Source organism: Bradyrhizobium betae, from assembly GCF_050632175.1.
Classification (GTDB): Bacteria; Pseudomonadota; Alphaproteobacteria; order Rhizobiales; family Xanthobacteraceae; genus Bradyrhizobium; species Bradyrhizobium betae_B.
This window is the reverse complement of sequence record NZ_CP192576.1, coordinates 2,483,197-2,508,960: the sequence shown is the minus strand read 5'-3', so window position 1 is coordinate 2,508,960 and position 25,764 is coordinate 2,483,197. Positions and strand designations below refer to the sequence as shown.

The 25,764-nt window shown below is 64.6% G+C and carries 23 protein-coding genes and 1 pseudogene; 13 read left to right on the top strand and 11 right to left on the bottom strand.

Translation table 11 applies throughout. The features are described 5' to 3' along the window. Positions 1-4: 4 nt before the first annotated feature. The 4 genes from ACQ86E_RS12185 to recQ all read left to right on the top strand — a co-directional run bounded on the left by ACQ86E_RS12185 (position 5) and on the right by recQ (position 5,145). Complete coding sequence (locus tag ACQ86E_RS12185; protein WP_431205588.1) at positions 5-1,306, top strand: O-acetylhomoserine aminocarboxypropyltransferase/cysteine synthase family protein; 1,302 nt, start codon at positions 5-7, stop codon at positions 1,304-1,306. Positions 1,307-1,318: 12 nt separating this feature from the next. Then, a complete protein-coding gene (gene metA, locus ACQ86E_RS12180; RefSeq protein ID WP_431205587.1) occupies positions 1,319-2,320 on the top strand; it encodes a homoserine O-succinyltransferase MetA in 1,002 nt (333 codons plus the stop codon). Positions 2,321-2,426: 106 nt separating this feature from the next. After that, positions 2,427-3,170: a polysaccharide deacetylase family protein gene (locus ACQ86E_RS12175; protein ID WP_431205586.1), complete on the top strand. Its 744-nt coding sequence runs from the start codon at positions 2,427-2,429 to the stop codon at positions 3,168-3,170. A 109-nt stretch (positions 3,171-3,279) separates the two neighbouring features. After that, positions 3,280-5,145 (top strand): DNA helicase RecQ, encoded by a 1,866-nt coding sequence (gene recQ / locus ACQ86E_RS12170; RefSeq protein ID WP_431205585.1) that lies wholly within the window; start codon positions 3,280-3,282, stop codon positions 5,143-5,145. Positions 5,146-5,342: 197 nt separating this feature from the next. On the opposite strand, the gene ACQ86E_RS12165 is transcribed toward recQ, so the two are convergent. Continuing rightward, positions 5,343-6,356 (bottom strand): 1-aminocyclopropane-1-carboxylate deaminase, encoded by a 1,014-nt coding sequence (locus tag ACQ86E_RS12165; protein WP_431206456.1) that lies wholly within the window; start codon positions 6,354-6,356, stop codon positions 5,343-5,345. Positions 6,357-6,518: 162 nt separating this feature from the next. Here ACQ86E_RS12165 and ACQ86E_RS12160 point away from each other — a divergent pair, with 162 nt between their 5' ends. The 3 genes and pseudogenes from ACQ86E_RS12160 to ACQ86E_RS12150 all read left to right on the top strand — a co-directional run bounded on the left by ACQ86E_RS12160 (position 6,519) and on the right by ACQ86E_RS12150 (position 8,865). Continuing rightward, on the top strand, positions 6,519-6,983 hold the full coding sequence (locus tag ACQ86E_RS12160; RefSeq protein WP_431205584.1) for an Lrp/AsnC family transcriptional regulator: 465 nt from the start codon (positions 6,519-6,521) through the stop codon (positions 6,981-6,983). 46 nt (positions 6,984-7,029) lie between these two features. Continuing rightward, positions 7,030-8,191, top strand: a pseudogene (locus ACQ86E_RS12155) (PLP-dependent cysteine synthase family protein). Positions 8,192-8,304: 113 nt separating this feature from the next. Continuing rightward, entirely contained in the window at positions 8,305-8,865 is a 561-nt protein-coding gene (locus ACQ86E_RS12150; protein WP_375311553.1) for a carboxymuconolactone decarboxylase family protein, read from the top strand. Here the strand turns inward: ACQ86E_RS12150 and ACQ86E_RS12145 are convergent. Further along, positions 8,862-9,731, bottom strand: a complete 870-nt coding sequence (locus tag ACQ86E_RS12145) for a hypothetical protein (RefSeq protein WP_431206455.1) — start codon at positions 9,729-9,731, stop codon at positions 8,862-8,864. The genes ACQ86E_RS12150 and ACQ86E_RS12145 overlap by 4 nt on opposite strands. A 217-nt stretch (positions 9,732-9,948) precedes the next feature. On the opposite strand from ACQ86E_RS12145, the gene ACQ86E_RS12140 reads away from it, so the two are divergent. Continuing rightward, positions 9,949-10,197, top strand: coding sequence for a hypothetical protein (locus tag ACQ86E_RS12140; protein WP_431205583.1), 249 nt, complete (start codon positions 9,949-9,951; stop codon positions 10,195-10,197). A gap of 9 nt (positions 10,198-10,206) precedes the next feature. Here ACQ86E_RS12140 and ACQ86E_RS12135 read toward each other — a convergent pair whose 3' ends face one another. Next, complete coding sequence (locus ACQ86E_RS12135; protein ID WP_431205582.1) at positions 10,207-11,142, bottom strand: alpha/beta hydrolase fold domain-containing protein; 936 nt, start codon at positions 11,140-11,142, stop codon at positions 10,207-10,209. Positions 11,143-11,251: 109 nt separating this feature from the next. On the opposite strand from ACQ86E_RS12135, the gene ACQ86E_RS12130 reads away from it, so the two are divergent. Next, positions 11,252-12,139 (top strand): branched-chain amino acid aminotransferase, encoded by an 888-nt coding sequence (locus tag ACQ86E_RS12130; RefSeq protein ID WP_431205581.1) that lies wholly within the window; start codon positions 11,252-11,254, stop codon positions 12,137-12,139. Between the two features lie 195 nt (positions 12,140-12,334). On the opposite strand, the gene phaR is transcribed toward ACQ86E_RS12130, so the two are convergent. Beyond that, positions 12,335-12,934 carry a polyhydroxyalkanoate synthesis repressor PhaR gene (gene phaR, locus ACQ86E_RS12125; RefSeq protein WP_431205580.1) on the bottom strand — a complete coding sequence of 200 codons (600 nt, stop codon included), beginning with the start codon at positions 12,932-12,934 and terminating at the stop codon, positions 12,335-12,337. Positions 12,935-13,239: 305 nt separating this feature from the next. Between phaR and ACQ86E_RS12120 the strand changes: the two genes are divergently transcribed. The 3 genes from ACQ86E_RS12120 to yddG all read left to right on the top strand — a co-directional run bounded on the left by ACQ86E_RS12120 (position 13,240) and on the right by yddG (position 16,430). After that, a complete protein-coding gene (locus ACQ86E_RS12120) occupies positions 13,240-14,418 on the top strand; it encodes an acetyl-CoA C-acetyltransferase (RefSeq protein ID WP_431205579.1) in 1,179 nt (392 codons plus the stop codon). Between the two features lie 239 nt (positions 14,419-14,657). Then, on the top strand, positions 14,658-15,383 hold the full coding sequence (phbB, locus tag ACQ86E_RS12115) for an acetoacetyl-CoA reductase (protein WP_431205578.1): 726 nt from the start codon (positions 14,658-14,660) through the stop codon (positions 15,381-15,383). Between the two features lie 177 nt (positions 15,384-15,560). Beyond that, on the top strand, positions 15,561-16,430 hold the full coding sequence (gene yddG, locus ACQ86E_RS12110; protein ID WP_431205577.1) for an aromatic amino acid exporter YddG: 870 nt from the start codon (positions 15,561-15,563) through the stop codon (positions 16,428-16,430). Between the two features lie 8 nt (positions 16,431-16,438). On the opposite strand, the gene ACQ86E_RS12105 is transcribed toward yddG, so the two are convergent. Then, the gene (locus ACQ86E_RS12105; protein WP_431205576.1) at positions 16,439-16,861 is read right to left on the bottom strand and encodes a cupin domain-containing protein; all 423 of its coding nucleotides are present in this window, start codon (positions 16,859-16,861) and stop codon (positions 16,439-16,441) included. A 9-nt stretch (positions 16,862-16,870) separates the two neighbouring features. Further along, complete coding sequence (gloB, locus tag ACQ86E_RS12100) at positions 16,871-17,638, bottom strand: hydroxyacylglutathione hydrolase (protein ID WP_431205575.1); 768 nt, start codon at positions 17,636-17,638, stop codon at positions 16,871-16,873. Between the two features lie 108 nt (positions 17,639-17,746). Between gloB and ACQ86E_RS12095 the strand changes: the two genes are divergently transcribed. After that, positions 17,747-18,493 (top strand): class I SAM-dependent methyltransferase, encoded by a 747-nt coding sequence (locus ACQ86E_RS12095; protein WP_431205574.1) that lies wholly within the window; start codon positions 17,747-17,749, stop codon positions 18,491-18,493. 64 nt (positions 18,494-18,557) lie between these two features. On the opposite strand, the gene ACQ86E_RS12090 is transcribed toward ACQ86E_RS12095, so the two are convergent. The 5 genes from ACQ86E_RS12090 to ACQ86E_RS12070 form a co-directional block, all read right to left on the bottom strand. Beyond that, positions 18,558-19,325 (bottom strand): DUF4167 domain-containing protein, encoded by a 768-nt coding sequence (locus ACQ86E_RS12090; RefSeq protein ID WP_431205573.1) that lies wholly within the window; start codon positions 19,323-19,325, stop codon positions 18,558-18,560. Between the two features lie 461 nt (positions 19,326-19,786). Then, positions 19,787-20,668 (bottom strand): peptide chain release factor N(5)-glutamine methyltransferase, encoded by an 882-nt coding sequence (prmC, locus tag ACQ86E_RS12085; protein WP_431205572.1) that lies wholly within the window; start codon positions 20,666-20,668, stop codon positions 19,787-19,789. A 7-nt stretch (positions 20,669-20,675) separates the two neighbouring features. Further along, positions 20,676-21,761, bottom strand: coding sequence for a peptide chain release factor 1 (gene prfA / locus ACQ86E_RS12080; RefSeq protein ID WP_431205571.1), 1,086 nt, complete (start codon positions 21,759-21,761; stop codon positions 20,676-20,678). A gap of 59 nt (positions 21,762-21,820) precedes the next feature. Beyond that, positions 21,821-24,088 carry a phosphoenolpyruvate--protein phosphotransferase gene (gene ptsP / locus ACQ86E_RS12075; RefSeq protein WP_431205570.1) on the bottom strand — a complete coding sequence of 756 codons (2,268 nt, stop codon included), beginning with the start codon at positions 24,086-24,088 and terminating at the stop codon, positions 21,821-21,823. Positions 24,089-24,441: 353 nt separating this feature from the next. Then, a complete protein-coding gene (locus ACQ86E_RS12070) occupies positions 24,442-25,698 on the bottom strand; it encodes an aspartate kinase (protein ID WP_431205569.1) in 1,257 nt (418 codons plus the stop codon). Positions 25,699-25,764: the final 66 nt, after the last annotated feature.

Sequence of the window (25,764 nt, the reverse complement as noted above, 5' to 3'; positions counted from 1 at the left end):
CACGATGCGCAACGAGACGATCGCTATTCACGCCGGCTACGAGCCCGAGGCCACCACGCACGCGGTTGCCGTACCGATCTACCAGACAGCGGCCTACGCCTTCGACAGCGCCGATCACGGCGCTGCGCTCTTCAATCTCGAGGCCGAAGGTTACCGTTACAGCCGCATCGCCAATCCGACCAGCGCGGTGCTGGAGAAACGCATCGCCCAGCTCGAAGGCGGCGTCGGCGCGCTCGCGGTTGCGACCGGGCAGGCGGCGCTGCATTTCTCCTTCGTCAACGTCGCCGATCACGGCGGCAACATCGTTTCCGTGCCGCAGCTCTACGGCACCACGCACACATTGCTCTCGCACATCCTGCCGCGACAGGGCATCCACGGCCGTTTCGCCGAGAGCGACCGGCCCGAAGCGATCGAGACGCTGATCGACGAGGACACCCGCGCCGTGTTCGCCGAGACCATCGGAAATCCCGCCGGCAATGTCTGCGACATCGAGGCGCTGGCGAAGATCGCCCATAAGCACGGAGTGCCGCTGATCGTCGACAACACGGTCGCAACGCCGATCCTGCTCAAGCCGTTCGACTACGGCGCTGACATCGCCGTGCATTCGCTGACCAAGTTCCTCGGCGGCCACGGCACCACGCTCGGCGGCGCCATCGTCGATTCCGGAAACTTTCCGTGGGCGAAATACGCGGATCGCTTCCCGGGCTACAACAAGCCGGACGCCTCCTATCACGGTCTTGTCTATGCCGAGCGTTTCGGCAAGACGGCCTATATCGAGCGCGCGCGCAGTATCTATCAGCGCACCATGGGATCGGTGCTGTCGCCGTTCAACGCCTTCCTGCTGCTGCAGGGCATCGAGACGGTGGCGCTGCGGATGGAGCGCCACTGCGAGAACGCCCGCAAGGTCGCAGAATTTCTGCGCAAGGATCCGCGCGTCGCCTGGGTCAACTACACCGGATTCCCGGACAGCCCGTATTATCCGCTGGTCCAGAAATATCTCGACGGCAACGCGTCCTCGCTGTTCACCTTCGGCATCAAGGGCGGCATGGAAGCCGGCAAGACCTTCTACGATGCGCTCAAGCTGATCACGCGCCTCGTCAACATCGGCGATGCCAAGTCGCTGGCCTGCCATCCGGCCTCGACCACGCATAGGCAGATGTCGGCGGAGCAGCAACGCGCTGCCGGTGTCCTGCCCGAGACGATTCGCCTCTCGATCGGCATCGAGCATTCCGCGGATATCATCGCAGACATCGACCAGGCACTGGAAAAGGCCTGTCCGTCGGCGCGCCTCCAGGCTGCGGAGTAGGCGGCTGTTGCGATGACGATCTTGATCGACAGGGATCAAGGTATTTCGAGCCCGGCGCTGGTGCCGGCCGAGGGCGATCTCGCGCGCGATCATGGCGGCGCGGATCTCAACATCGGCCTGATCAACAACATGCCGGATCCGGCATTGAAGGCGACCGAGCGGCAGTTCATGAAGCTGCTCCAGGCCGCCGCAGGCCCGCACCGCATCCGCTTCCACTGCTTCTCGCTGCCGTCGGTGAAGCGCTCGCCCGAAGCCAGGTGGCATGTCGAGAGCGAATATTCGGAGCTCACTGAACTCAGGCGCCACAAGTTCGACGGGCTCATCGTCACCGGCGCCGAGCCGGTCGCGCCCGAACTCGACCAGGAGCCGTATTGGCGCGATCTGACCGAGCTGATCGACTGGGCAAAGGTCAACACTCGTTCGACGATCTGGTCGTGCCTTGCCGCCCATGCGGCGGTGCTGCATCTCGACCGGATCGAACGGCGGCGGCTGCCCGCCAAATGCCACGGCATTTTCGATTGCGATACGGTCACGAACGATCCGCTGACGCGCGCCGCGCCCGCCCCGCTCAAGGTCTCGCATTCGCGCCTGAACGAGATCGCCGAGAGCGACCTCGACGCGGCCGGCTACCAGGTGCTGACGCGTTCGGCAAAGGCCGGCGTCGATATCTTCGTCCGGCAATATGCCAGCCGCTTCGTGTTCTTCCAGGGGCACCCGGAATATGACGCGCTGTCGCTCCAGCGTGAATATCTGCGCGACGTCGGCCGCTATCTCGCGCGCGAGCGCGACGATTATCCGCACCTTCCCGTGAGCTATTTTGACGCAGCGACGGAAGAGAAGCTGGTCCGATTCGAGAAGCAGGCGAGGCACCAGCGCCATCCGGCGCTCACCAACGACCTCCCTGCGCTGAATTTGCGCGCCGATATCGCGGCCGGCAGCGCGGCGGCGGCGCTATTTCGCAACTGGCTGCAATTTCTCGGCTCGGAGGCCGATGCGTCGGTGCTTGCGCGCTAGCCGTGGCGACGTTGGTTCCGTGTTAGGATTACCCAAGCGTTAAGCTTGCCTCAACCGGCGCGCGAATGTTTCAGTACAGAAATACGGAATCACAGGAAAAGCGGTCGTGTGGTCGGCACTTCAGGGACGCGTGAGCAATCGGCTGGCCCGGCATTTCAGGGCCGCGCCGCACCGGCTGCCTGCGCATGCGCCGATGGTGAGTTTCACCTTCGACGACGCCCCTGATAGCGCCGCGGGCGAGGGAGCCTTGCTCCTCGAAACGCATGGCGGCCGTGGCACGTATTATATTGCCGGCAGCCTGATCGACCAGCCTTCGGACCACTGGCACGGCCTCTCGAACGACGCCGTCGTCCGGCTCCACCGTGCCGGACACGAGATCGCCTGCCACACTTTCTCGCATCAGAGCGCGGTCGATCTCGACGAGGCCACGATGGCCCTCGAGATCGAGCGCAATCGCAATCATTTTCGCGACATCGATTCCTCGATCAAGCTGGAGAATTTCGCCTATCCGTATGGCCTCGCTTCGGTCTGGCGCAAGCCGCAGCTTGCCAAAACCTTCCGGTCGGCCCGCGGCATCCTTCCCGGCGTCAATCGCGACGTGATCGACCTCCAGTTCCTGCGGGCCGCGCCTTTGGTCAATTTCGAGATCGATGCCGCCGGCGTTGACAGGCATTTCGACGAGGCCGTCGCGAGCGGCGGATGGCTGATTTTCTACAGCCATGACGTCGTCGATGCGCCGAGCCCCTATGGCTGCACGCCGGCCCTGATGCGTCACGCGCTGGAAGCGGCTCAGCGACGTGGCATGCCGATCGTGACGGTTGCCGAAGCGCTGCGGCGAATCGGGGCGTAGCTTTCTGAACTCTCCTCGCAAGCGGGGAGAGGGAGAAGATGGTCTTGCCATGCCGGCGCGGTCATGCGACTGGCCTTGTGACGAATCTCCTGGCCCGGTCCGCCACCCCATGTCCCCTCCGTCCACCGCTCCGCTTCCTGCGCCGTCCAACGGCCGCGATGCGTTGTCGGTGCTGCATTCGGTGTTCGGCCTGCCGGGGTTCCGCGGTGCGCAGGGCGAGATCATCCGGCATGTCACGAATGGCGGCAATTGCCTGGTCCTGATGCCGACCGGCGGCGGCAAGTCGCTGTGCTACCAACTTCCCTCACTGCTGCGCGAAGGCTGCGGCATCGTGGTGTCGCCGTTGATCGCGCTGATGCGCGACCAGGTCGCGGGCCTGCTCGAGGCCGGCGTCAATGCCGCGGCGCTGAACTCGTCGCTGACGCTGCAGGAAGCCTCCGACATCGAGCGGCGCCTGATCGCTGGCGATCTCGACCTGCTTTATGTCGCGCCGGAACGGCTGGTGACGCCGCGCTGCCTGTCGATGCTGGCGCAGGCCAAGGTGGCGCTGTTCGCGATCGACGAGGCGCATTGCGTCTCGCAATGGGGCCACGACTTCCGGCCCGAATATGTCGGCCTCTCCGTCATCGCCGAGCGCTTTCCAAATGTCCCGCGCATCGCGCTGACCGCGACCGCTGATGATTTGACGCGTAAGGAGATCGTCGAGCGGCTTCAGCTTGGCGGCTCCCCGCAATTCGTCTCCAGCTTCGACCGGCCCAACATCCGTTACGAGATCGTCGACAAGCGCAACGCGGTGTCGCAGCTCAAGGAGTTCATCCGGGAACGGCATGCGGGCGATGCCGGCGTGGTCTATTGCCTGTCGCGCAATCGCGTCGAGGAAGTCGCTGCCGCACTCGCGGATGCCGGCATCGCGGCGCTGCCCTACCACGCCGGGCTCGACAGCAGCGTGCGCTCGCGCAACCAGGACCGCTTCCTCAACGAGGACGGCATCGTCATCGTCGCCACCATCGCCTTCGGCATGGGCATCGACAAGCCCGACGTGCGCTTTGTCGCGCATCTCGACCTGCCCAAGAGCATCGAGGCCTATTACCAGGAGACGGGGCGCGCCGGCCGCGACGGCAAGCCCTCCGCGGCGTGGATGGCCTACGGTCTCTCCGACATCGTGCAGCAGCGCCGCATGATCGACGAATCCACTGCGTCCGACGAATTCAAACGCGTCTCGATCGGCAAGCTCGATGCGCTGGTCGGGCTCGCCGAAACCGCGCAGTGCCGGCGCAAGCGGCTGCTCGGCTATTTCGGCGAGCCCCTCGAGGGCGCAAACTGCGGCAATTGCGACAATTGCCTGACGCCGCCGCAGATGCGCGACGGCAAGGTGCTCGCGCAAAAGCTGCTCTCCTGCGCCTATCGCACCGGGCAGCGGTTCGGTGCGATGCACCTGATCGACGTGCTGATCGGACGCCTGACCGAGAAGGTCACGCAGTTCGGCCACGACAAGCTGTCGGTGTTCGGCATCGGCCGCGAGCTCAATGAGAAGCAGTGGCGCACGGTATTGCGGCAATTGGTGGCGATGGGCCATCTGCAGAGCGACAGCGAAGCGTTCGGTGCGCTGAAGCTGACGGATTCCGCGCGCGGGGTGCTGCGCGGCGAGACAGAGGTCTGGCTGCGCGAGGAAGCCCCTGGCACCCGCGTTCGTTCAAGCCGCGCCAAATCCCGCCGCGGCGATCTCGCGCCCGCCGCCAACGCGCCGCAGGGCGACGTCGATCCCGAGCTGCGTGCGCGGCTGCGGTCCTGGCGCTCGGACATCGCGCGCGAACGCGGCGTTCCGGCCTATGTGGTGTTGCACGATGCCACCATCGACGGCATCGTCCGGGCCTGGCCGACGACGCTGGATGAGTTGCGCAACGTGCCGGGCATTGGCGACAAGAAGCTCGAGCATTACGGCGACGAACTGCTGCAGATCGTCAGGACGCGGTAGCGGCGCGCCGATTTCTCCACGCCGTCATCCCGGACAAGCGGAGCGCAGATCCGGGATCCATAGCCACACGCCGGTGTGGTTACGGAAGCTGGACACCACGAGTCTTCGCCAAATGCGATCCTGTGGTTATGGATCCCGGGCTCGCGACTTCGTCGCGCCCCGGGACGACACCGGTGTGTGAGGCGCGCGCTCAGCTCTCAGCCATTCCGGAACGCATAACCGTAGCCGTTCAGCGCCGGCGCACCGCCGAGATGCGCGTAGAGAATCTTTGCGCCCTTCTCGAAATGGCCCTTCTGGGTCAGGTCGATCAGCCCCTGCATCGATTTGCCTTCATAGACGGGGTCCGTGATCATCGCCTCCAGCCGTGCAGTGAGGCGGATCGCCTCCTTGGTCTCCTCCGACGGTACGCCATAGGCGGGATAGGCGTAATCCTCGATCAGCACGACGTCGTCTGCAACGATGTCCTGGCCGAGCTCGACCAGCTTTGCCGTGTTCTGCGCAATCGAGAGTACCTGCGCTTTCGTCTGCGCCGGCGTGAACGAGGCATCGATGCCAATCACCTTTCGCGCGCGGCCGTCGGCCGCAAAGCCGACCAGCATGCCGGCATGGGTCGAGCCGGTGACGGTGCAGACGATGATGTAGTCGAATTTGAAGCCGAGCTCGGCTTCCTGCTTGCGCACTTCCTCGGCGAAGCCGACATAGCCGAGCCCGCCATATTTGTGCACGGAGGCGCCGGCGGGAATAGCGTAAGGCTTGCCGCCCTCCGCCTTCACGTCTTCGACCGCCTGCTCCCAGCTCTTGCGGATGCCGATGTCGAAGCCGTCGTCGACCAGGCGCACGTCGGCGCCCATGATGCGCGAGAGCATGATGTTGCCGACGCGGTCATAGACGGCGTCCTCGTGCGGCACCCAGGCTTCCTGCACCAGGCGGCACTTCATGCCGATCTTGGCGGCAACGGCAGCGATCATGCGGGTGTGGTTGGACTGCACGCCGCCGATCGACACCAGCGTGTCGGCGTTGGAGGCGATCGCGTCGGGAATGATGTATTCGAGCTTGCGCAGCTTGTTGCCGCCATAGGCGAGGCCGGAATTGCAGTCCTCGCGCTTGGCATAGATCTCGACATTGCCGCCGAGATGCTTCGACAGCCGCTCCAGCTTCTCGATGGGCGTCGGGCCGAAGGTCAGCGGATAGCGCGCGAATTTGTCCAGTATCATGGGGCACCCCGATTGGCGTTGCATTCTGGGACTTGGCTAGCATTGCTCTCGCAGGAGGTGCTCTCGAATATTGCGCCGATATTGCACGTCATCTTGCGGGAAATGAGCCATATGATAATGTTTCTTCCGGGAAACTGCTGATTTTAGGAAGATTCATTCATGTCGACCCGGCTCGACCGTATCGACCTCAAGATATTGAGATTGCTGCAAAATAACGGCCGGCTCAGCAACGCCGAGCTGGCCGAAACCGTCGCCATCAGCCCCGCTACCTGCCATCGCCGCACCCAGCGCCTGTTCGAGGACGGCTTCATCGCCGCCGTCCGGGCGATGGTGGCGCCGAAGAAGGTGGCCAAGGGCACGCTGGTGATGGTGGGCGTCGTGCTCGACCGCTCCACCCCGGAGAGCTTTGCCACCTTTGAGCAGGCGATCGCCCGGCTGAAATTCGTGCTCGACTGCCATCTCGTCGCCGGCGATTTCGACTATTTCCTCAAGATCCGTGTCGGCGACATGGAGGATTTCAACCGCATCCACGGCGAGCAGCTGATCGCGCTGCCCGGCGTGCGCCAGACCCGCACCTTTTTCGTGATGAAAGAAGTGGTCGACAACGCGCCGCTGGAATTCTGAGCCGTAGCTATTGATGCGCAATTCGCATCATGAGAGATATCGTCCGATGCAGCCGCTTCCCTTCCGTCCGCACGATCCCGCCACGCCGGCCTACCGGCGCGGCTGGGTCGACGAGGCCGTCGCCGCGATCGAGGCCGACCAGTGCCGTACGGCCGACACCCATCTGATCCGGCTGTTCGTGCCGGCGCTATCAGGCATCGACCTTTATCTGAAGGACGAGATCCACGCATCCGACCGGCAGCCTGAAGCATCGGCTGGCCCGCTCGCTGTTCCTCTATGCGCTCTGTAACGGACACATCCGCGAGGGCACGCCCGTTGTGGAGGCGTCGTCGGGATCGACCGCGGTGTCGGAAGCCTATTTCGCGGAGATGATCGGCGTTCCCTTCTACGCCGTCATGCCGCGTACAACGTCGGCGGAGAAGATCGCCGCGATCAAGCATTATGGCGGCAACTGCCATCTGATCGACGACGGTCGCGCGCTCTATGCAGAGGCTGCCACGCTCGCGGCCCGGCTGGGCGGTCACTACATGGACCAGTTCACCTTCGCCGAGCGCGCCACCGACTGGCGCGGCAACAACAACATCGCCGAATCGATCTTCTCGCAATTGAAGGGCGAGCGGCGCCCGCTGCCGGACTGGATCGTGATGGGCGCGGGCACCGGCGGCACCTCGGCCACGATCGGCCGCTACCTGCGCTACCGCCAGTATCCGACCCGGCTGTGCGTTGCGGATGTCGAGAACTCCGCCTTTTTCGACTGCTTCCGCTCGCAGGACCGCTCCCATGTTTGCGAGCGCCCTTCGCTGATCGAAGGTGTCGGCCGCCCCCGCTGCGAGCCGTCCTTCGTGCCGGGCGTGGTCGATCGCATGATGAAGATCCCGGATGCGGCGACGATTGCGGCGATGAACGTGCTGTCGCGCCGGCTGCGCCGCGCGGTCGGCGGTTCGACCGGCACCAACTTCCTGGCGTTGTGCCGACTGGCCTCGGAGATGCTCAAGGCCAATATGACGGGATCGCTGGTGACGCTGATCTGCGATTCCGGCGAGCGCTACCGGCAAACCTATTATGAACCCGCCTGGCTCGCCGCGCGCGGTCTCGATCCGGCGCCGTTCGAGGCGGCGCTGACGTCGTTCCTCGATACGGGACAGCCCTTGGCACTCACGGTCGAAGACGTCGTCAATCCGCAGAGCGCACGAAGCGTTGAGGCCTGATAGCTGACGTCTCCGTGCGGATTCGCAAAATGGCACGGTCGTCACGGCAACTTCACTTGCCATGCGCACGGGCGCGGGCGACCTTTTGTCTTCTCAACGAGGAGACCTCCACCGTGCGCCTTCCCATTCTCGATCCGAAAGATCTGAGCGCCGAACAGAAACCGCTCTATGACGACATGCGAGCCGGCATCACGGACCACTTCAAGGGCTTCGTGAACATGCGCGACGACGGCGCGCTGCTCGGCCCCTGGAATCCCTGGATCCGCGAGCCGCGTTTCGGAAAGCCGGTTTGGGAGCTGGTCAAGGCGATCGCGTCGAACCCGCTGCTGCCCGCGCCTGTGCGCGAGGTCGCGATCCTCGTCACCGGCTCGCATTTCCGCTCGGGCTATGAGCTCTACGCCCATGTGCTTGTCGCCGAGCAACGGGGCCTCTCCGACGAAAAACTCGCGACCATCGTCGCCGGCCAGCGGCCGGTGGATCTCACCAGGCAAGAGGCGATCGCTTATGACATGGCGTCCGCACTGGTGAGCGGCGGCGTGCTGCCGGAGCTGACCTGGCGGGCCGCGGTCAAGGAATTTGGCGAGCACGGCGCGGCCGAGCTGTCTTATCTCGTTGGGGTCTATTGCATGGTTTCGGTCACGCTCAACACCTTCGACGTGCCGGTGCCGGATTAGTTGCGCACGGCGTAGAGCGGTGTCCGCAACGTTACCTGATACGACGGCTTCGGCGCCCACGCGATCTGGGCGGTGATGCCGAACAGGCGGTTGTCGTTGTCGTCCATGCGGTCGAGGTCGAGCCGCAGGATCGGCTGGGTGAAGGACTCCGCCAGCGTCCGGCCGGCGATCTGTGCGCCGCCGAACGACTGCACGCCAAGGCGTCCGGTGAATTTCCAGTTGCTCGGCCATTGGTAATAGCCGCCGGCATAGAGGATCGTGTTCGGTTTGATGCTGGCGAGCTGGCTGGCGATGTCGGTATAAGTATATTGCACACCGGCAAGCCAGCCGCGGGTCTCGTCCTCGTCCAGCGCGTAGTCGAATTCCAGGATACTGTTGAACGTCGTCGTCATGCCCTGCTCGGTCGGCACCGACTGCGTCAGGGTCGATTGCAGCGTGATGGTCGGAATCTTGCCGCCGTTCTGCTGATAGAGGTCGGCCTGCACGCCGATGTTCCAGCTGGTGATGTCGAACGTCGACCAGCCGCTGCCGATATCGGTCGTCGAGCCGGATATGCCGCCATAGAGCGAGACGCGATCACTGACGTCGACGGTCAGCGGCAGATCAATTGCGATCGATTTTGCCGCGGGCAGGCCACCCGGCAGCGTGGCGCCGCGTCGCGCTGTCAGGGCTTCGAACGCCGCCGACAATGACGTGTTACCGAAACCGAGCCCGAGCGTGCCTGCCGGAATCGTCGCATAGGTCGTGCGCAGATCGAGGTAGATGTTCGGCACAGTCGGCTTCGCCGGTGCGCCCCCATCGTCGACGGCAAAGGCGGCGCCCGCCGACAACGTCAGACAAAACAGTCCGATCGCAGTCGCGCGCAAAGCCTGAAGATGCGATGGGCCGTGATGGGACACGTGACAATCCGACGCGTGACGATTTGATGGCGGAACGGTGGCTAGATGGGACTTGATCGCACTTGCGGTCAAGCACTATCGCGTAGGCGATGGACTGCAGGGACGCGCGCGGTTACCCTGTCGTGATCGCACTGACACACGAACCGGCCAGAGTGAAGGCCGGACATTGGAAGGACATCAGCCCATGAACACGTCACGCCGCATCCTGCTCGCTGGTCTGGCTGGGCTCGCTGTTGCTCCGACCGCCGTGGCTGCTGCCGTGCCGTCTTCCGAGCCTGGCGACGTGACGGTCGCCGAGGAGCGCTTCGCGCGCACGATCGCTGCAGCGCATGCGCCCGACGTCACGTGCGCGCGGCAGGCGGAGCGGTATGCGGACGCGCACTGGCCGGAATATGTCGTGGCAGCCAGGGCTGTCCTCGACGCGCGCGTCTGATTCGCGCTTTTACCTCTCCACCGCCCGCCGCACCTGTTCGCCGATCTGCGACAGCACGAGCTGCGCCTGCGGCAGGATCGCGCCCATGGCGTGGAAGTTGTGGACCATGCCGTCATGGCAGACGTGCTCGACCGCGACGCCCGCGGCGAGCAGCTTGCGGGCATAGGCATTGCCCTCGTCGCGCATCGGATCGAATTCGGCGGTGTGGATGATCGCAGTCGGCAGGCCGGCAAGCCGCGTCGCTCGCAAGGGCGAGATGCGGGGATCGGCGGCATCGATGCCTTCAGGCAGATAGTCGGCGAGATCCGCCTCGATCGTGGCGCGATCGATCAGATGGCCCTCGGCAAAGGTCTCGCGCGACGGCGAGGTCTCCTCGAAATCCAGCACCGGGCAGATCAGGCACTGCGCGACAATGGAGAGGCCGGCGCTCTGCGCCGCCTCCTGACACACGATCGCGGCGAGCGTGGCGCCGGCGGAATCGCCGCCGACCACCAGACGCCCGGCATCGATGCCGAGCGACGGAGCTTGCCGCGCCACCCATTCGGTGGCTGCGATCGCATCGTCGGCGGCCGCCGGAAATTTGTGCTCGGGCGCGAGCCGATAGTCGACCGAGACAAGGCGGCAGCCGGTCACATGCGCCAGCGCCGCGGCAATGCGGTCGTGCGTGGCGATGCTGCCGGCAACGAGACCGCCGCCATGAAAGAACACAAAGCCCGGTGCACGCTCGCCGGCAGACGCGGGTGAATAGAGCCGATAAGGCAGCTCGCCGCCGGGACCGGGCAGGATGCCGTCGGACGCCGTCACATCTCCCGCATCAGCGCGCGCAAACTGCATCAGCTTCGCGAGCGATTGCCGCCGCGCCTCCACACTCGGCCGACTCCGTGCCTGCGGCGCAGCCGCAGCCATCATGGTCAACAAACGCTTTGCGAGCGGATCGAGCGGCATGGACCTTTCCTCATCCCACGAGCCGAGAGGGTAACTCAGCATCGCTCCGCAGGAAATCCTTTAGAAATTGGGAGAATAGTGCCCGGATAATTTCCAAGGGAGGCCGGTCGTGGCCAACATCGCAAAACCCATCGCATATTCGCCGAGCTGGACCTTCTTCGAGGGCAAGTGGCACGACGGCAACGTCCCGATCATGGGGCCGCGCACGCATGCGGCCTGGCTCGGCTCCGTCGTGTTCGACGGTGCGCGCGCGTTCGAAGGCGTTGCGCCCGATCTCGACCGTCACGTCGCCCGCGCCAATCAATCCGCGATCAACTTCGGCCTGAAGCCGGTGGTCGATGCCGGCACCTGGCTCACGCTCGCAAACGAAGGCATTGCGCGTTTCGCAGCGAATGCCGAGCTCTACGTCCGTCCGATGTACTGGGCGCAGAACGGCTCGGGCGGCGGCGTGCTGTTCGACCCCGAGACCACCAATTGGTGCCTGTGCATCTACGAGGCGCCGATGCCGAAGCCCGTCGGCAATGCGATTACGCTGTCGCCGTTCCGCAGGCCCACCGCCGAATGCGCGCCCGTCGACGCCAAGGCGGCCTGCCTCTATCCGAACAATTCCCGTGCGCTTTCGGAGGCAGCTTCCCGCGGCTTCCAGAATGCGCTGATGCTCGACATGCTCGGCAACGTTGCCGAGTTCGGCAATTCAAACGTGTTCATGGCCAGGGACGGCGTGGTCTTCACGCCGGTGCCGAACGGCACCTTCCTCAACGGCATCACGCGCCAGCGCGTCATCAATCTCCTGCGCGGCGATGGCGTCACCGTGGTCGAGACAACGCTGCGCTATGCGGACTTCGTTGCCGCCGACGAGATCTTCTCGACCGGCAATTTTGCGAAAGTGGCGCCGGTCATCCGCATCGACGAGCGCGAGCTGAAACCGGGTCCGTTCTACACCAAAGCGCGAAAACTCTATTGGGAGTTTGCGCATGCGGTGAAGCTGGCGGCGTAGACGAAGCCCTCCATCGCTACGAGCACCTTCGCGCCTGGTGCTCCGCTGTCATCGCCCGACTTGATCGGGCGATCCAGTATTCCAGAGATGTTCATGGTCTATGGAGAAGCCGCGGCGTACTGGATGCCCCGCCTTCGCGTGGCATGACAGCTACCTCCTGGCCGCAAGCGGGCGCGCCGGCGCTGCCGAAACTCCCTACTCGTCCTTCTTCGACATCTTCTCGAGGCGTTCCTGCATGTCCTTCATCTGCTGGCGCAGATCGTCGATGTTGGTGTCCTTGGCCGCCTCAGCGCTCGCATCGGGCTCGGTTTCCGAGATCGCCGTCGCCGGACGGCCCGCGGTGGGGACAAACGGCTTGAACATCGAGAAGGTCTGCTGGAACAGCTCCATGTTGCGGCGGACCTGTTCTTCCAGCGGAGCAAACGGGGTTCCGGAAAGTGAAGTGGCGATCTGCTTGCGGAACTTCTCCTGCTCCTGGGTCAGCGACGCGATGGCCTGCTCCAGATATTTCGGCACCACCATCTGCATGCTGTCGCCGTAGAAGCGGATCAGCTGGCGCAGGAAGGTGGTTGGCAGCAGGTTCTGGCCGGCCTTGTTCTCCTGCTCGAAGATGATCTGGGCGAGCACGGAGCGGGTGATGTCGTCGCCGGTCTTGGCGTCGTAGACCAGGAAATCTTCGCCGTCCTTGACCATGGAGGCAAGGTCTTCCAGCGTCACGTAGGTGCTCGTTCCGGTGTTATAGAGCCGGCGGTTCGCGTATTTCTTGATGGTGGTGGGTTGGTCTGATTTCGCCATGGGCTCTCACTTGCAAACGCTGAGAACGGGAACCTGCCGGGCTATGCCGCAGGGCGGGAAGAGTACGCAACGCAACAAAATAAGCATTTTCAACGGGCTCACGCTACCGTTTTGTGCGCCACGGTTAATTGCGCAGCAAAAACGTGCTTGCGAAATCGCCAAGAACGCTATTTTGAATGCGGTGCGGCATGAATTCGGTCATCCAACAATTGACATGCCGCAACGACGTTAACAGGATGCCGTCCGAGACTGGCGAGCCGTTTCCCCAGCCCCGTCTGCCCCATTCAACCTCTCAGGAGATGCCCATGTCAGACGATGTCGTCATCGTCAGCGCCGCCCGCACCCCGGTCGGAAGCTTCAACGGAGCGTTCGCGACCCTTCCCGCCCACGATCTCGGCGCCATCGCCATCAAGGCCGCGCTGGAGCGCGGCGGCATCGAGCCCGGCCGGGTCTCGGAAGTCATCATGGGCCAGATTCTGACCGCTGCTCAGGGCCAGAACCCGGCCCGCCAGGCCTCGATCGGCGCCGGTATTCCGGTGGAGAGTCCGGCCTGGGGCGTCAACCAGCTTTGCGGCTCGGGTCTGCGGACGGTCGCGCTCGGTTATCAGGCGCTGCTCAACGGCGATTCCGAAATCGTCGTTGCCGGTGGTCAGGAATCCATGAGCATGGCTCCGCACGCCCAGTATCTGCGCGGCGGCGTCAAGATGGGCCCGGTCGAGTTCGTCGACACCATGATCAAGGACGGATTGTGGGATGCCTTCAACGGCTACCACATGGGCAACACCGCCGAGAACGTCGCCCGGCAGTGGCAGATCACCCGCGCTCAGCAGGACGAGTTCGCGGTCGCCTCGCAGCAGAAGGCCGAGGCCGCGCAGAAGGCCGGCAAGTTCAGCGACGAGATCGTCCCCGTCACCATCAAGACCCGCAAGGGCGACATCGTCGTCAGCGCCGACGAATATCCGCGCCATGGCGCAACGATCGAGGCGATGGCGAAGCTGAAGCCCGCCTTCGAAAAGGAAGGCACGGTCACCGCGGGTTCGGCCTCCGGCATCAATGACGGCGCCGCCGCCGTAGTGCTGATGACCGCCAAGCAGGCCGCCAAGGAAGGCAAGAAGCCGCTCGCGCGCATCGTCTCGTGGGCGCAGGCCGGCGTCGATCCGAAGATCATGGGCTCGGGCCCGATCCCGGCCTCGCGCGCCGCGCTGAAGAAGGCCGGCTGGAGCGTCGGCGATCTCGATCTGATCGAGGCCAACGAGGCCTTCGCGGCGCAGGCCTGCGCCGTCAATAAGGACCTTGGCTGGGACACCGCCAAGGTCAACGTCAACGGCGGCGCGATCGCGATCGGCCATCCTGTCGGTGCGTCCGGCGCGCGCGTGCTGGTGACGCTGCTGCACGAGATGCAGAAGCGCGATTCAAAGAAGGGCCTCGCCACGCTGTGCATCGGCGGCGGCATGGGTATCGCGATGTGTCTGGCGCGTGACTGAGCAAAGCTGACGCGCAACTGACGGGTGCGCTGCACACGTCAGTGAGTGCGTTGCACGCGACTAAAAAGGCGGCGGTTGCAAATCAAATATTCTTCGCAACCGTATCGGCCTCGACTAAAGAGAAACGCCCGGCTCAATGCCGGGCGTTTTGTTCTTGATGTCCGTCAAACGTCCCCCATAATCCGCAGCTAAAAACAAAACCCAGAAGCGTCCGAAGAGTCCAAGGGAAGGAATACGAAATGGCACGTGTTGCATTGGTGACGGGTGGTACGCGGGGCATCGGGGCTGCGATCAGCAAGGCGCTGAAGGCGTCCGGCTACAAGGTCGCGGCGAGCTATGCCGGCAACGATGCGGCGGCGGAGAAGTTCAAGGCCGAGACCGGCATCGCCGCCTACAAATGGGACGTCAGCAGTTTCGATGCCTGCGCCGAGGGCGTGAAGAAGGTCGAGGCCGAGGTCGGTCCAATCGACGTGCTCGTCAACAATGCCGGCATCACCAAGGACGGCGCCTTCCACAAGATGAGCCTCGAGCAATGGAACGCCGTGATCGGCACCAATCTCGGCTCGCTGTTCAACATGTCGCGCCAGGTCATCGAAGGCATGCGCGGACGCAAGTTCGGCCGCATCATCAACATCTCCTCGATCAACGGACAGAAGGGCCAGTTCGGCCAGGTGAACTATTCCGCCGCCAAGGCCGGCGAGATCGGCTTCACCAAGGCATTGGCGCTGGAGAACGCCAAGGCCGGCGTCACCGTGAATGCGATCTGCCCGGGCTACATCAATACCGAGATGGTGCAGGCGGTGCCGAAGGACGTGCTGGAAAAGGCCATCCTGCCGCTGATCCCGATCGGTCGTCTCGGCGAGCCCGAGGAAATCGCGCGCGCGGTCGTGTTCCTCGCCGCCGACGAGGCCGGCGCCATCACCGGCTCGACGCTGACCGTCAACGGCGGCCAGTACATGGTGTGATGCGATCGCATCACGTTAGCCACCAATCTCGGTGACGCCGTCATGCCCGGGCTTGTCCCGGGCATCCACGTCTTTACAACGTGCCCGACAAGAATGTGGATGGCCGGGCACAGGCAAGCGGAAGCGACGCCGTCCTTCGGACGGACTATGTCCGGCCATAGCGAGAGTATTTGGCCGATGACTCCCCGCACCGCGACGCTGATCGGATTGACCGCCATCCTGATGTGGTCGCTGTTGTCAGTAATGACGGTGGCGACCGGAAAGATCCCCGCGTTCCAGCTTGCCGCGATGACCTTCGCGATCGGTGGCCTTGTCGGTCTCCTCACCTGGATCGGCCGCGGCGAGGCGGCGAAAAGCCTGCGCCAGCCGCTTGTCGTCTGGGCGGTCGGTGTCGGCGGCCTGTTCGGCTATCACGCGCTGTATTTCCTCGCGCTGCGTTTCGCGCCGCCGGCCGAAGCCGGTTTGCTCAACTACCTCTGGCCGCTGTTGATCGTGCTGTTCTCGTCGTTCCTGCCGGGCGAACGGCTGGCCGCGCATCACGTCATCGGCGCCGTGCTCGGTCTTGTCGGCACCGTGCTGCTGTTCGCCGGCAACACCAGCGGCTTCGCGCCGGGAGCGGTGCCGGGGTTGATCGCGGCTTTCATCGCCGCCTTCGTCTGGGCGATTTATTCAGTGCTGTCGCGCCGGCTCAAGGCGGTGCCGACCGATGCGGTTGCGGGGTTTTGCCTTGCGACCGCCGTGCTGGCCGCGCTGATGCATGGCTTGCTTGAAACCACGGTCTGGCCCGAGACCACCCTGCATTGGCTTTCCGTGATTGCTCTCGGCATTGGCCCCGTCGGTGCCGCCTTCTACGCCTGGGACATCGGCATGAAGCGCGGCGACATCCGCGTGCTCGGCGCTGCCTCCTATGCAACGCCGCTACTCTCGACCGGTTTCCTCATCGCCGCCGGCTTCGCCAAGGCCAGCGCCAACATCGCCATCGCCGCGGTGCTGATCGCCGGCGGCGGACTGATCGCGGCGAAGGATATGGTGTTGCGGAAAAGGTAACGACTTGCCTACGGCGCCCAGCCCTTCGGTGCCAGCTCGAACTTCGCGAATTCGAACGCCGGCGCCACGGTGCAGCCGACCAGCGTCCACTCGCCCGTCGTCTCCGCCATCTGCCAGGCATTCGCCGGCACGATTCCCTGCGGTCGTTCGCCGCCCAGCAGGTCGGTGCCAAGCCGCACCTCGTGCTGGGAGCAGCCGTCATGCGCGATGCGCAGCGTCAGCGGGCTGCCGGCATAATAGTGCCAGGTCTCGACCGCATCGATCCGGTGCCAGTGCGAACGCTCGCCGCGCGCGAGCAGGAAGTAAATCAGGGTCGAGCGCGACCGGCCGTTGGTGTCGCTGGTCTGGTCGCGAAACGTCTCGCGGTAATGTCCGCCTTCGGGATGCGGGCGGAGTTCGAGGTGTGCGATGATCTCGGCTGCGGTCGGCATCGATCCCCGTCAGGATTTGTTTTTGCGCTCGCGCAGTTCGCCGAACACCGCGGCGGAATCCGCGCCCTTCATGTGTAGCCTGGCTGCGACCTCGGGCGCATCAGCCCGCAGGAACACGTTTGCTCGCTTCTCGTCACCAAGCAGTGAGGGAATCGTGGGCCTGTTCTCGGCCCGCAGCTTCGCGACTTCCACAGCGCGCGCCTGCAGCGCCGCATTGTCGGGATCGACCGTGAGCGCGAACTTGACGTTCGACGCCGTGTATTCGTGACCGCAATAGAGCTTGAAGTCGTCGGGCAGCGCCCGCAGCTTCAACAGCGAGTCCCACATCATCGGATAATCGCCTTCGAACACGCGGCCGCAGCCGATCGAGAACAGCGTGTCGGCGGCGAACAGCGTCTTCTCGTTGTCGAACACGTAGGAGATGTGGTCGAGCGTGTGGCCGGGTGTCTCCACGACGCGCGCGAGCAGATTGCCGATCTTGACCACGTCAGCATTGGCGACGCGCAAGTCGACGTTGGCGATCTTCGTCGTCTTGTCATGCGGCGCGACGACGCGGCAATTGTACGTCTTCTTGAGCTCGGCGACGCCCCCGACATGATCGCCATGATGATGGGTGATCAGGATGTCGGTGAGCTGCCAGCCCTCGCGCTCCAGCGCCTTCAGGATGGGGCCGGCCTCAGGCGCGTCGATCGACGCCGTCGCCTTGGTTTCCACATCGTGGATCAGATAACCGAAATTGTCGTTTAAACAGGTGAAAGTACGAATTTCGGCAGCCATGTCATCTCCATCGGGCTCAGCCCCGTCAGACAAATATGGCGCTAACGTTGCGCAGGCAATGCAATATTCCGCGCGCGGCGTCGCCCCCGTGCATGTTACATTGCCGCCATGACCATCGACGTCGTTGACCTCCGCGAGTTCTATTCCCGCCGCCTCGGGATCGTGGCGCGGCAAATGATCAATCGCGGCATCAGGGAACGCTGGCCGAATGCCGAGGGCCAGCGCGTGCTCGGTATCGGCTATCCGACGCCCTATCTCGGCTTGTTCCGCGAAGATGCGGAGCGCTGCATCGCCTTCATGCCGGCGGCTCAGGGCGTTCTGAAATGGCCGACGGGACGGCCGGCGCTGGCCTCGCTGGTCGATGAATTCTCGCTGCCGCTTCCCGACGCCGCGGTCGACCGCATCCTGCTCGTCCATGCGCTGGAGATGTCGGACGATCCGGCCGCGCTCTTGCGCGAGGTGTGGCGCGTGCTGTCGCCGTCCGGCCGCGTCATCGCGGTGATCCCGAACCGACGCGGGGTGTGGACCCGCAGCGACAACACGCCGTTCGGTCACGGCCGGCCCTATTCCCGCTCGCAGATCACGGACCTGTTGCGCCAGACCTGGTTCACTCCGACCTCATGGGGCGAGGCGCTGTTCATGCCGCCCTATGCCGGCGGATGGGTGCTGAAATCGGCGCAGATGTGGGAGCGCGCCGGCGCGGCGCTGTCGCTGCCCTTTGCGGGCGTGCACATCGTCGAGGCTTCCAAGCAGGTCTATCGCGCGATCCCAGCCAAGCGCGAGCGGGCGCGATTGATTCCCGCGCTGACCAAGCCGGTGCTGGTACCGTCCTCAACGACGGTCGGGCGCCACTGAAAACAAAACGTCCCGGCGAGGCCGGGACGTTTGCGGTCGATGAAATCAGAAGAAGCGCGGCGGTCTATTCGCCGGGGGCGACTTCGTCGCTCGAGCCGGCGGGAGCGGCTTCGCGCTCGGGACGCGGGCCGTGCGGCCGGCGGCGCCGGCGCGGGAAGCGTTCGCCACCGGCGCCGCCCTCGAAGCCGCCCGGGCCGCCGTTCACCTGCGGCTGCGGGCCGGTGATGAAGGATGGCAGGCGATCGACGCTGCCGGTGTCGGCAACGACGGGCTGGGGCTGGTTCAGCGGCTGCGGCGGCTGGTATTGCGGCTGCGGAATATGATCGCGTTCGCGATGTTCGCGCGGCTGCTGGTTGTCGCGCTGATATCGTGGTTGGTTGTCACGCTGCTGATGATCGCGCTGGCCGTCACGGACGAAGGGTTGTTGCTGCTGTGGCGGCGGCTGCGGGACGAATCCCGGCTCCTGGCCGAAGTTCGAAAAATTCTCGCCGTCGTCCTCGCCGTCGTCACCGCTGGTGCTGCTGATCGGCTCGTCGCCGCGGGGCTGCTGGTTCTGGCGGAACTGTTCCTGGGCCGTCGCGATCAGGCGGAAATAATGCTCGGCGTGCTGGTAGTAGTTCTCGGCTGCCACGGGGTCGCCGGAGGAGCGCGCATCGCGCGCGAGCTGAAGATACTTTTCAGCGATGTGCGAGGCGGTGCCGCGGATCTTGATGTCGGGCCCGTTGGACTCGTAGACCCGGGTCATCGGGTTCTGGCCGCGCCGGTTATTATTATTGTTGTTGTTATTATTGTTGCGGTTGCGCATCCGCTGCTTGTTTTGACCGTTTCTCATGTCCTGCCTTTAATTCCAGCCCTAAAGGTTGCACGCATTACTGATTGCTGAGAGTGACCTGATGACAATGGTTCACATCCCTCGCGCGCACCGCGCACGAGAAGCGGCTTGAACCCTGCCGATGTTCGTCGACCGCCGCGTTCAACAAGGACGCGTTCCCCACCCGCCAGCAGTTATTGCCAGCGAACCCATTCACATTGCCTGCCAAAACAAGCCCTGGTTTCTTGCGTTAGTCTTCGCGCGCAATATCAGGCTTTCGTTCACTTTGCGGTCGGAAAGCAGCGCACCTCAATGGGCCATCGCGCTTAACAGGACCTGCGGCTTGGAACCTAAAATCAGTGAAGCTCTCGCTTGAGCCCGGCTTTCGCCCGTAAGTCTACGGGGCCGACACTGATGTGCTGGAGGGAAGGTAGTCGTTCCCAGGGGATATTCCAAGAGGTTTTTGCAGGCCAATCCGGCTTTTATGGGGGCATTTTTCGGGCCGAAACCGCCCGCGGAATGCCTGCCAGATCCGCCCTGGGCGGCCTGTCCACGGCTAACCCGGCGGCCGTCATCAAGGCCTCGATATTCCGGGCCTGGCCGTGTCCGGCCTCGACGATCAGAGCCCCGCCGGGCGCGAGCCGTTCGGCCGCCTGCGGGATCAACGCGCGATAGGCGTCATAGCCGTCATTGCCGCCGTCGAGCGCCAGATGCGGATCATGCTCGCGCACCTCGATGCTCAAGGTCGGAATTTCCCCAGAGGGAATGTAGGGCGGGTTCGATACGATGAGATCGAACGGGCCATGCAGCGTCGCGGCATAGGAGCAGGCCACGAACGCCGAGCGGCCGGCGAGGCCGAGAGAGGCGGCATTGCCTTTCGCGGTTTTGAGCGCGGTAAGGCTGAGATCGGTGCCGACGCCAAAGGCGCCGGGAATTTCATGCAGCAGCGCGAGCAGGATTGCGCCGGATCCGGTGCCGATGTCGGCGATGCGCGGCGGGTGAGGTGTCATCCGTTCGCGAAAAATCTCGAGTGCGAGCTCGACCACGGTCTCGGTATCGGGACGCGGGACCAAGGTTGCTTCCGAGAGCCGGAACGGCAGGCCCCAGAACTCCCGGACGCCGAGAATCCGCGCCACCGGCTCACCGGCGATGCGGCGTTGCGCGTGCTGCGCGAGACGCGACGCCTCGGCCTCAGTGAGGAGCCGGGTGGCCTGTGCAATCAGGCCGGTGAGGTCGAGGCCGACCGCCGCGCCGAGCAGGATGCGGGCATCGAGCTCGGCTTCGTCGAGCTGCGCGGTCTTCAGCTGCGCCGCCAGCGCGCGACGCGCGCGCTCGATCGAGAGTCCCGTGAAGCGAATGCTCACGCGCCCATCACGCTGCAACACCCTGAGCGGCGAGTTGCGCCGCCTGGTGCTCAGTGGTCAATGCGTCGATCAATTCGCCGAGCGCTTCGCCGGCGATCACCTGCGGCAGCTTGTAGAGCGTCAAATTGATGCGGTGGTCGGTGACGCGCCCTTGCGGGAAATTGTAGGTGCGAATGCGCTCGCTGCGGTCGCCGGAGCCGACCTTCTCCTTGCGCTCGGCCGAGCGCACGGCATCGAGGCGCTGCTGCTCGGCATCGTAGATGCGCGAACGCAGGATGTTCATGGCGGATGCGCGGTTCTTGTGCTGCGAGCGGCTGTCCTGCATCATCACCACGATCCCGGTCGGGATGTGGGTGATGCGGATCGCCGATTCGGTCTTGTTGACGTGCTGGCCGCCGGCGCCCTGCGCGCGCATGGTCTCGATGCGCAGATCGTCGTTCTTGATCTCGACGTCGACCTCCTCGACCTCCGGCATCACGGCCACCGTTGCCGCCGAGGTGTGGATGCGTCCCTGCGTCTCGGTGTCGGGCACGCGTTGTACGCGGTGCACGCCGGATTCGAATTTCAGTTTCGAGAACGCGCCGCGGCCCTGCACCTCCGCGATGATTTCCTTGTAGCCGCCGACGGTGCCTTCGCTGGCCGAGATCACCTCGACCTTCCAGCCCTGCAAGGCAGCGAAGCGCTCGTACATCCGGAACAGGTCGCCGGCGAACAGCGAGGCCTCGTCGCCGCCGGTGCCGGCGCGGATTTCCAGCACCACGTTGCGGTCATCCATGGCGTCCTTGGGCAGCAGCGCGACGCGGATCTTTTGGACGAGTTCCTCGATCTTCGGATGGAGCTCGTCGCGCTCGGCTTCCGCCATGCTGCGCATCTCGGCATCCGTCGTGCTGTCGGCGATCAGCGCCTCGGTGTCGGCGAGTTCCTTGACCGCGGATCGGTAAGTCTTCACCGCCTCGATCAGCGGTGTGATCTCGGCAAGCTCGCGCGTGACCTGCACGTACCGTTCGGAGGAGAGCTGGCTAAGCGATTCGGCCTCGAGCGAGGCGTGGTGCGCGAGCAGGACGTCCAGTTTGGTTTCGGGGAGTGACGACATCGGTTTGGTCTCAAAAAAGCCGAGGGAAGCAGGGCGGCGAAGACGAGCGGACAGGCCCGCTACAACGCCAGGCCTTCGGCCTCGGCAAATTCCGTCAGCTTCTGCCGGATCGAGACGCTGCCGGAGGGCGCATCCAGCAGCGGGTCGAGCATCGCCTCGGCCTTTTTCGCGTCGAGGTCGATGACCATCGCCTTGACCGGGCCGAGCGCGGTCGCCGACAGCGACAGCGAGCGATAGCCCATCGCGATCAAAGCGAGCGCGCCGATCGGCTTCGAGGCCATCTCGCCGCAGAGCGACAACGATTTCTTCGCGGCGTTGGACTTGCGGGCGATCTCGCGCAGCACGCGCAGGATCGGCGCCGACATGGTGTCGAAGCGCTCGGAGACCTTGGCGTTGCCGCGATCGACCGCGAACAGGAACTGGAACAGGTCGTTGGAGCCGACCGAGATGAAGTCGACTTTCTTCAGAAGCTCGTCGAGCTGGTAGAGCAAAGCGGGCACCTCGACCATGGTGCCGATGTCGATTCTTTCAGGCAGCGTGTGGCCGTGCTGGCGCAGATAAGTGAGCTCGCGCTCGACCAGCGCCTTCGCCGAGTCGAACTCGGCGACCTCCGAGATCATCGGAAACATGATGCGTAGCGCGCGGCCGCCGCCGGCACGCAGCAGCGCGCGGATCTGGCCGCGCAAAAGGCCCGGACGGTCGAGCCCGAGCCGGATCGCGCGCCAGCCGAGCGCGGGGTTTTCCTCGATCACGGCTTCCATATAGGGCAGCGCCTTGTCGCCGCCGATATCGAGCGTGCGGAAGGTGACCGGCTTGGGGCCGGCGGCATCCAGCACGGCGCGATACAGCGCGAGCTGGTCGCTGGTGCGCGGCAGGCTCTGGCCGACCATGAATTGCAGCTCGGTGCGGAACAGGCCGATGCCGGCGCTACCGGTGTCCTCGATATGCGGCAGGTCGATGGCGAGACCTGCGTTGATCATCAGTTCGACCTTCTGGCCGTCCCTGGTGACGCAGGGACGGTCGCGCAGCGCCAGATATTGCGCCTGGCGGCGAGCGCGGAAGCGCACGCGTTCGGCGAAGGCCGCCTCGACTTCCTGCGAAGGGCGCACGTAGATCATGCCGGACGTGCCGTCGACGATGACGGCGTCGCCGGGATCGGCGATGCCAGGCGCGTTCGGCACTTCCCCGACCGCGGGGATGCCGAGCGCGCGCGCCACGATCGAAACGTGGGAGTTGGCGGTGCCTTCCTCCAGGATGATGCCGCGCAGGCGCTTGCGGTCGTAGTCGAGCAGCGCCGCCGGGCCCATCGCGCGCGCGATGACGATGGCATTGTCGGGCAATTGTTCGCGTGACGGTGCGTGATCCTGCCCGACCAGCTGCCGCATCAGGCGGTAGCCGAGATCCTCGAGATCGTGCAGCCGGTCGCGCAGATAAGGATCTGTCGAGCGCAGCATACGCGCGCGGGTGTCGGACTGCACGCGCTCGACGGCGGCTTCCGCGGTGAGGCCGGTAGCGACCGCCTCGTGCAGCTTGTGCGACCAGCCCTGGTCGTTGGCGAACATGCGGTAGGCTTCCAGCACCTCGCGGTGCTCGCCGCCCTCGGCGACGTCGCCGCGCTCCAGCATGCGGTCGAGATCGGCGCGCAGCTTGGCGAGCGCTGTATCGAGCCGCTTGATTTCCTTCGGCAGGTCCTCGGCGATGTAGTCCTTGATGACGACGCGCGGCTCGTGCAGCACGACATGGCCGAGCGCGATGCCTTCCGACAGGATCGCGCCGACCTTTTGCGCGGAATGGCGCGCGGCGGGCTCCTGGCCCGGCTGGGCCAGTGCGGACAATTCGCCGGAGGCAATCAGCTCCGCCAGCACCATCGCGGTGGTCTGCAGCGCCTCGAGCTCTTCCTCGACATAATTGCGCTTGGCGCGGTTCTGCACCACCAGCACGCCGAGCGTGTTGCCGGCGCGCAGCACCGGCACGCCGAGGAAGGAGTGATAGATCTCTTCGCCGGTCTCGGGGCGGAACGAGAAGGCCGGGTGGCTCTGCGCATCGCTCAGATTGAGCGGCGTCGCCTCGCTGGCGACGAGGCCGACCAGGCCCTCATGGGCGGTCAGTACGGTATGGTGTACAGCCTCGCGGTTGAGGCCTTCGGTGGCGTAGAGCTCGAGCGTGTTGTCGACGCGCAGCACATAGACCGAGCACACCTCGGCCACCATGTTGGCGGCGATCAGCACCACGATCTTGTCCAGCCGCTCCTGGGCCGAGACCTGCTCCGCCATGGTTTCGCGGAGCCGTCTCAACAAGACGCGGGGACCTCCCGACGCGCTCCGCATGAACCGTCAATCTCCTCCGTCTGCCGGGCCCGGCGGTATCAGCCGGCGGCTGGCCCAAAATCCCAGAAAAACAACCAAATTGTCTGTCCGGCGCAGGCGCAAACGACCGCTTGCACCGAATCAGCAGCCTGAACTGGGACACAGTCTGCGGCAGCCCACCCTGTTCGCCGTATAGCGAATTGGGGCTTGTTTTGCCAAGCAAAACGCCTGCCAGACGCGAAGGTGTGTACACCTTCGCGTTTGCTGCGGCCGCTAAGAGAAAATTAGTCCTGGCATGGTCCGGAAAAGCGCGAAGCGGTTCTCCGGAAAGACCATGGTCAGGCAAGAACCTGACGCGCGACGACGGTCGCGCTTCAGGCCTGATCGAGGCCGTAGAGCGTATGCAGCGTGCGCACCGCGAGTTCTGTATAGGCGGTGTCGATCAAAACCGAGAATTTGATCTCGGAGGTTGTAATGGCCCGGATGTTGATATTCCGTCCCGCGAGGGCCGAGAATGCCTGGGCGGCGACGCCGGCATGGCTGCGCATACCGCTGCCGATCACCGAAATCTTGGCGCAATCGGTGGCGGTATCGAGCCGGACATAGCCGATCTTGGCCTTGGCGGCGGTGATCGTGTCCTTGGCGCGGGTAAAGTCAGCGGCCGGCACCGTGAAGGTCAGGTCGGTGGTCTTGCCGTCCTCGGACACGTTCTGGACGATCATGTCGACGTTGATATTGGCATCCGCCAGCGGGCCGAAGATCGAGGCGGCGACGCCCGGCTTGTCCTCGATCTGGCGCACCGAGATCTGGGCCTCGTCCTTCGAAAAGGCGATACCGGTGACGACGTGGCTTTCCATGATCTCCTCCTCGCTGCAGATCAGCGTGCCGGGCGGCTGGTTGGCATGCGGATCGATATCCTCGGGCTTGTCGAAGCTCGATCGGACGAAGATCGGCATGTTGTGGACCATGCCGAGTTCCACCGAGCGGACCTGGAGCACTTTGGCGCCCTGGGAGGCCAGTTCCAGCATGTCCTCGAATGCGATCTTGTCGAGCCGCTTGGCCTTCGGCACGATTCGCGGGTCGGTGGTGTAGACACCGTCGACGTCGGTGTAGATGTCGCAGCGATCCGCCTTGACGGCGGCGGCGATCGCCACGGCCGAGGTGTCGGAGCCGCCGCGGCCGAGCGTGGTGATGCGGTTGGTTTCAGGGTTGATGCCCTGGAAGCCGGCGATGACAGCGACTTCCTTGCGATCCTGAAAACGCTTGATGATCTCGCTGCCGTCGATGTTCTCGATCCGGGCCGAGGCATGGGCGTCGCTGGTCTTGATCGGGATCTGCCAGCCCTGCCAGGAGCGGGCCTGGATGCCCATGCTCTGGAGCACGATAGCCAGAAGCCCCGAGGTCACCTGTTCGCCGGAGGCGACGACGGCGTCGTATTCGCGCGCGTCGTGCATCGGCGAGGCCTCGGTGCACCAGGCCACCAGCTCGTTGGTCTTTCCGGACATCGCCGAGACGACCACGGCCACTTCATGGCCGGCGTCGACCTCACGCTTCACATGGCGTGCGACGTTGCGGATACGTTCGATGTTGGCGACGGATGTGCCGCCGAATTTCATCACGAGGCGGCTCATGACGACGCGTGCATTCCTTCATAAGGATCAGTATGGTGACCCGCACCGGACGGGTGCCTGCGGACA

Bases quoted from the DNA above. Each gene is read 5' to 3' on its own strand.
- ACQ86E_RS12185 (WP_431205588.1), top strand. From the start codon at position 5: ATGCGCAACGAGACGATCGCTATTCACGCCGGCTACGAGCCCGAGGCC.
- metA (WP_431205587.1), top strand. From the start codon at position 1,319: ATGACGATCTTGATCGACAGGGATCAAGGTATTTCGAGCCCGGCGCTG.
- recQ (WP_431205585.1), top strand. From the start codon at position 3,280: ATGTCCCCTCCGTCCACCGCTCCGCTTCCTGCGCCGTCCAACGGCCGC.
- ACQ86E_RS12160 (WP_431205584.1), top strand. From the start codon at position 6,519: ATGTCGACCCGGCTCGACCGTATCGACCTCAAGATATTGAGATTGCTG.
- ACQ86E_RS12140 (WP_431205583.1), top strand. From the start codon at position 9,949: ATGAACACGTCACGCCGCATCCTGCTCGCTGGTCTGGCTGGGCTCGCT.
- ACQ86E_RS12135 (WP_431205582.1), bottom strand. From the start codon at position 11,142: ATGCCGCTCGATCCGCTCGCAAAGCGTTTGTTGACCATGATGGCTGCG.
- phaR (WP_431205580.1), bottom strand. From the start codon at position 12,934: ATGGCGAAATCAGACCAACCCACCACCATCAAGAAATACGCGAACCGC.
- ACQ86E_RS12120 (WP_431205579.1), top strand. From the start codon at position 13,240: ATGTCAGACGATGTCGTCATCGTCAGCGCCGCCCGCACCCCGGTCGGA.
- phbB (WP_431205578.1), top strand. From the start codon at position 14,658: ATGGCACGTGTTGCATTGGTGACGGGTGGTACGCGGGGCATCGGGGCT.
- yddG (WP_431205577.1), top strand. From the start codon at position 15,561: ATGACTCCCCGCACCGCGACGCTGATCGGATTGACCGCCATCCTGATG.
- ACQ86E_RS12105 (WP_431205576.1), bottom strand. From the start codon at position 16,861: ATGCCGACCGCAGCCGAGATCATCGCACACCTCGAACTCCGCCCGCAT.
- gloB (WP_431205575.1), bottom strand. From the start codon at position 17,638: ATGGCTGCCGAAATTCGTACTTTCACCTGTTTAAACGACAATTTCGGT.
- ACQ86E_RS12095 (WP_431205574.1), top strand. From the start codon at position 17,747: ATGACCATCGACGTCGTTGACCTCCGCGAGTTCTATTCCCGCCGCCTC.
- ACQ86E_RS12090 (WP_431205573.1), bottom strand. From the start codon at position 19,325: ATGAGAAACGGTCAAAACAAGCAGCGGATGCGCAACCGCAACAATAAT.
- prfA (WP_431205571.1), bottom strand. From the start codon at position 21,761: ATGTCGTCACTCCCCGAAACCAAACTGGACGTCCTGCTCGCGCACCAC.
- ptsP (WP_431205570.1), bottom strand. From the start codon at position 24,088: ATGCGGAGCGCGTCGGGAGGTCCCCGCGTCTTGTTGAGACGGCTCCGC.
- ACQ86E_RS12070 (WP_431205569.1), bottom strand. From the start codon at position 25,698: ATGAGCCGCCTCGTGATGAAATTCGGCGGCACATCCGTCGCCAACATC.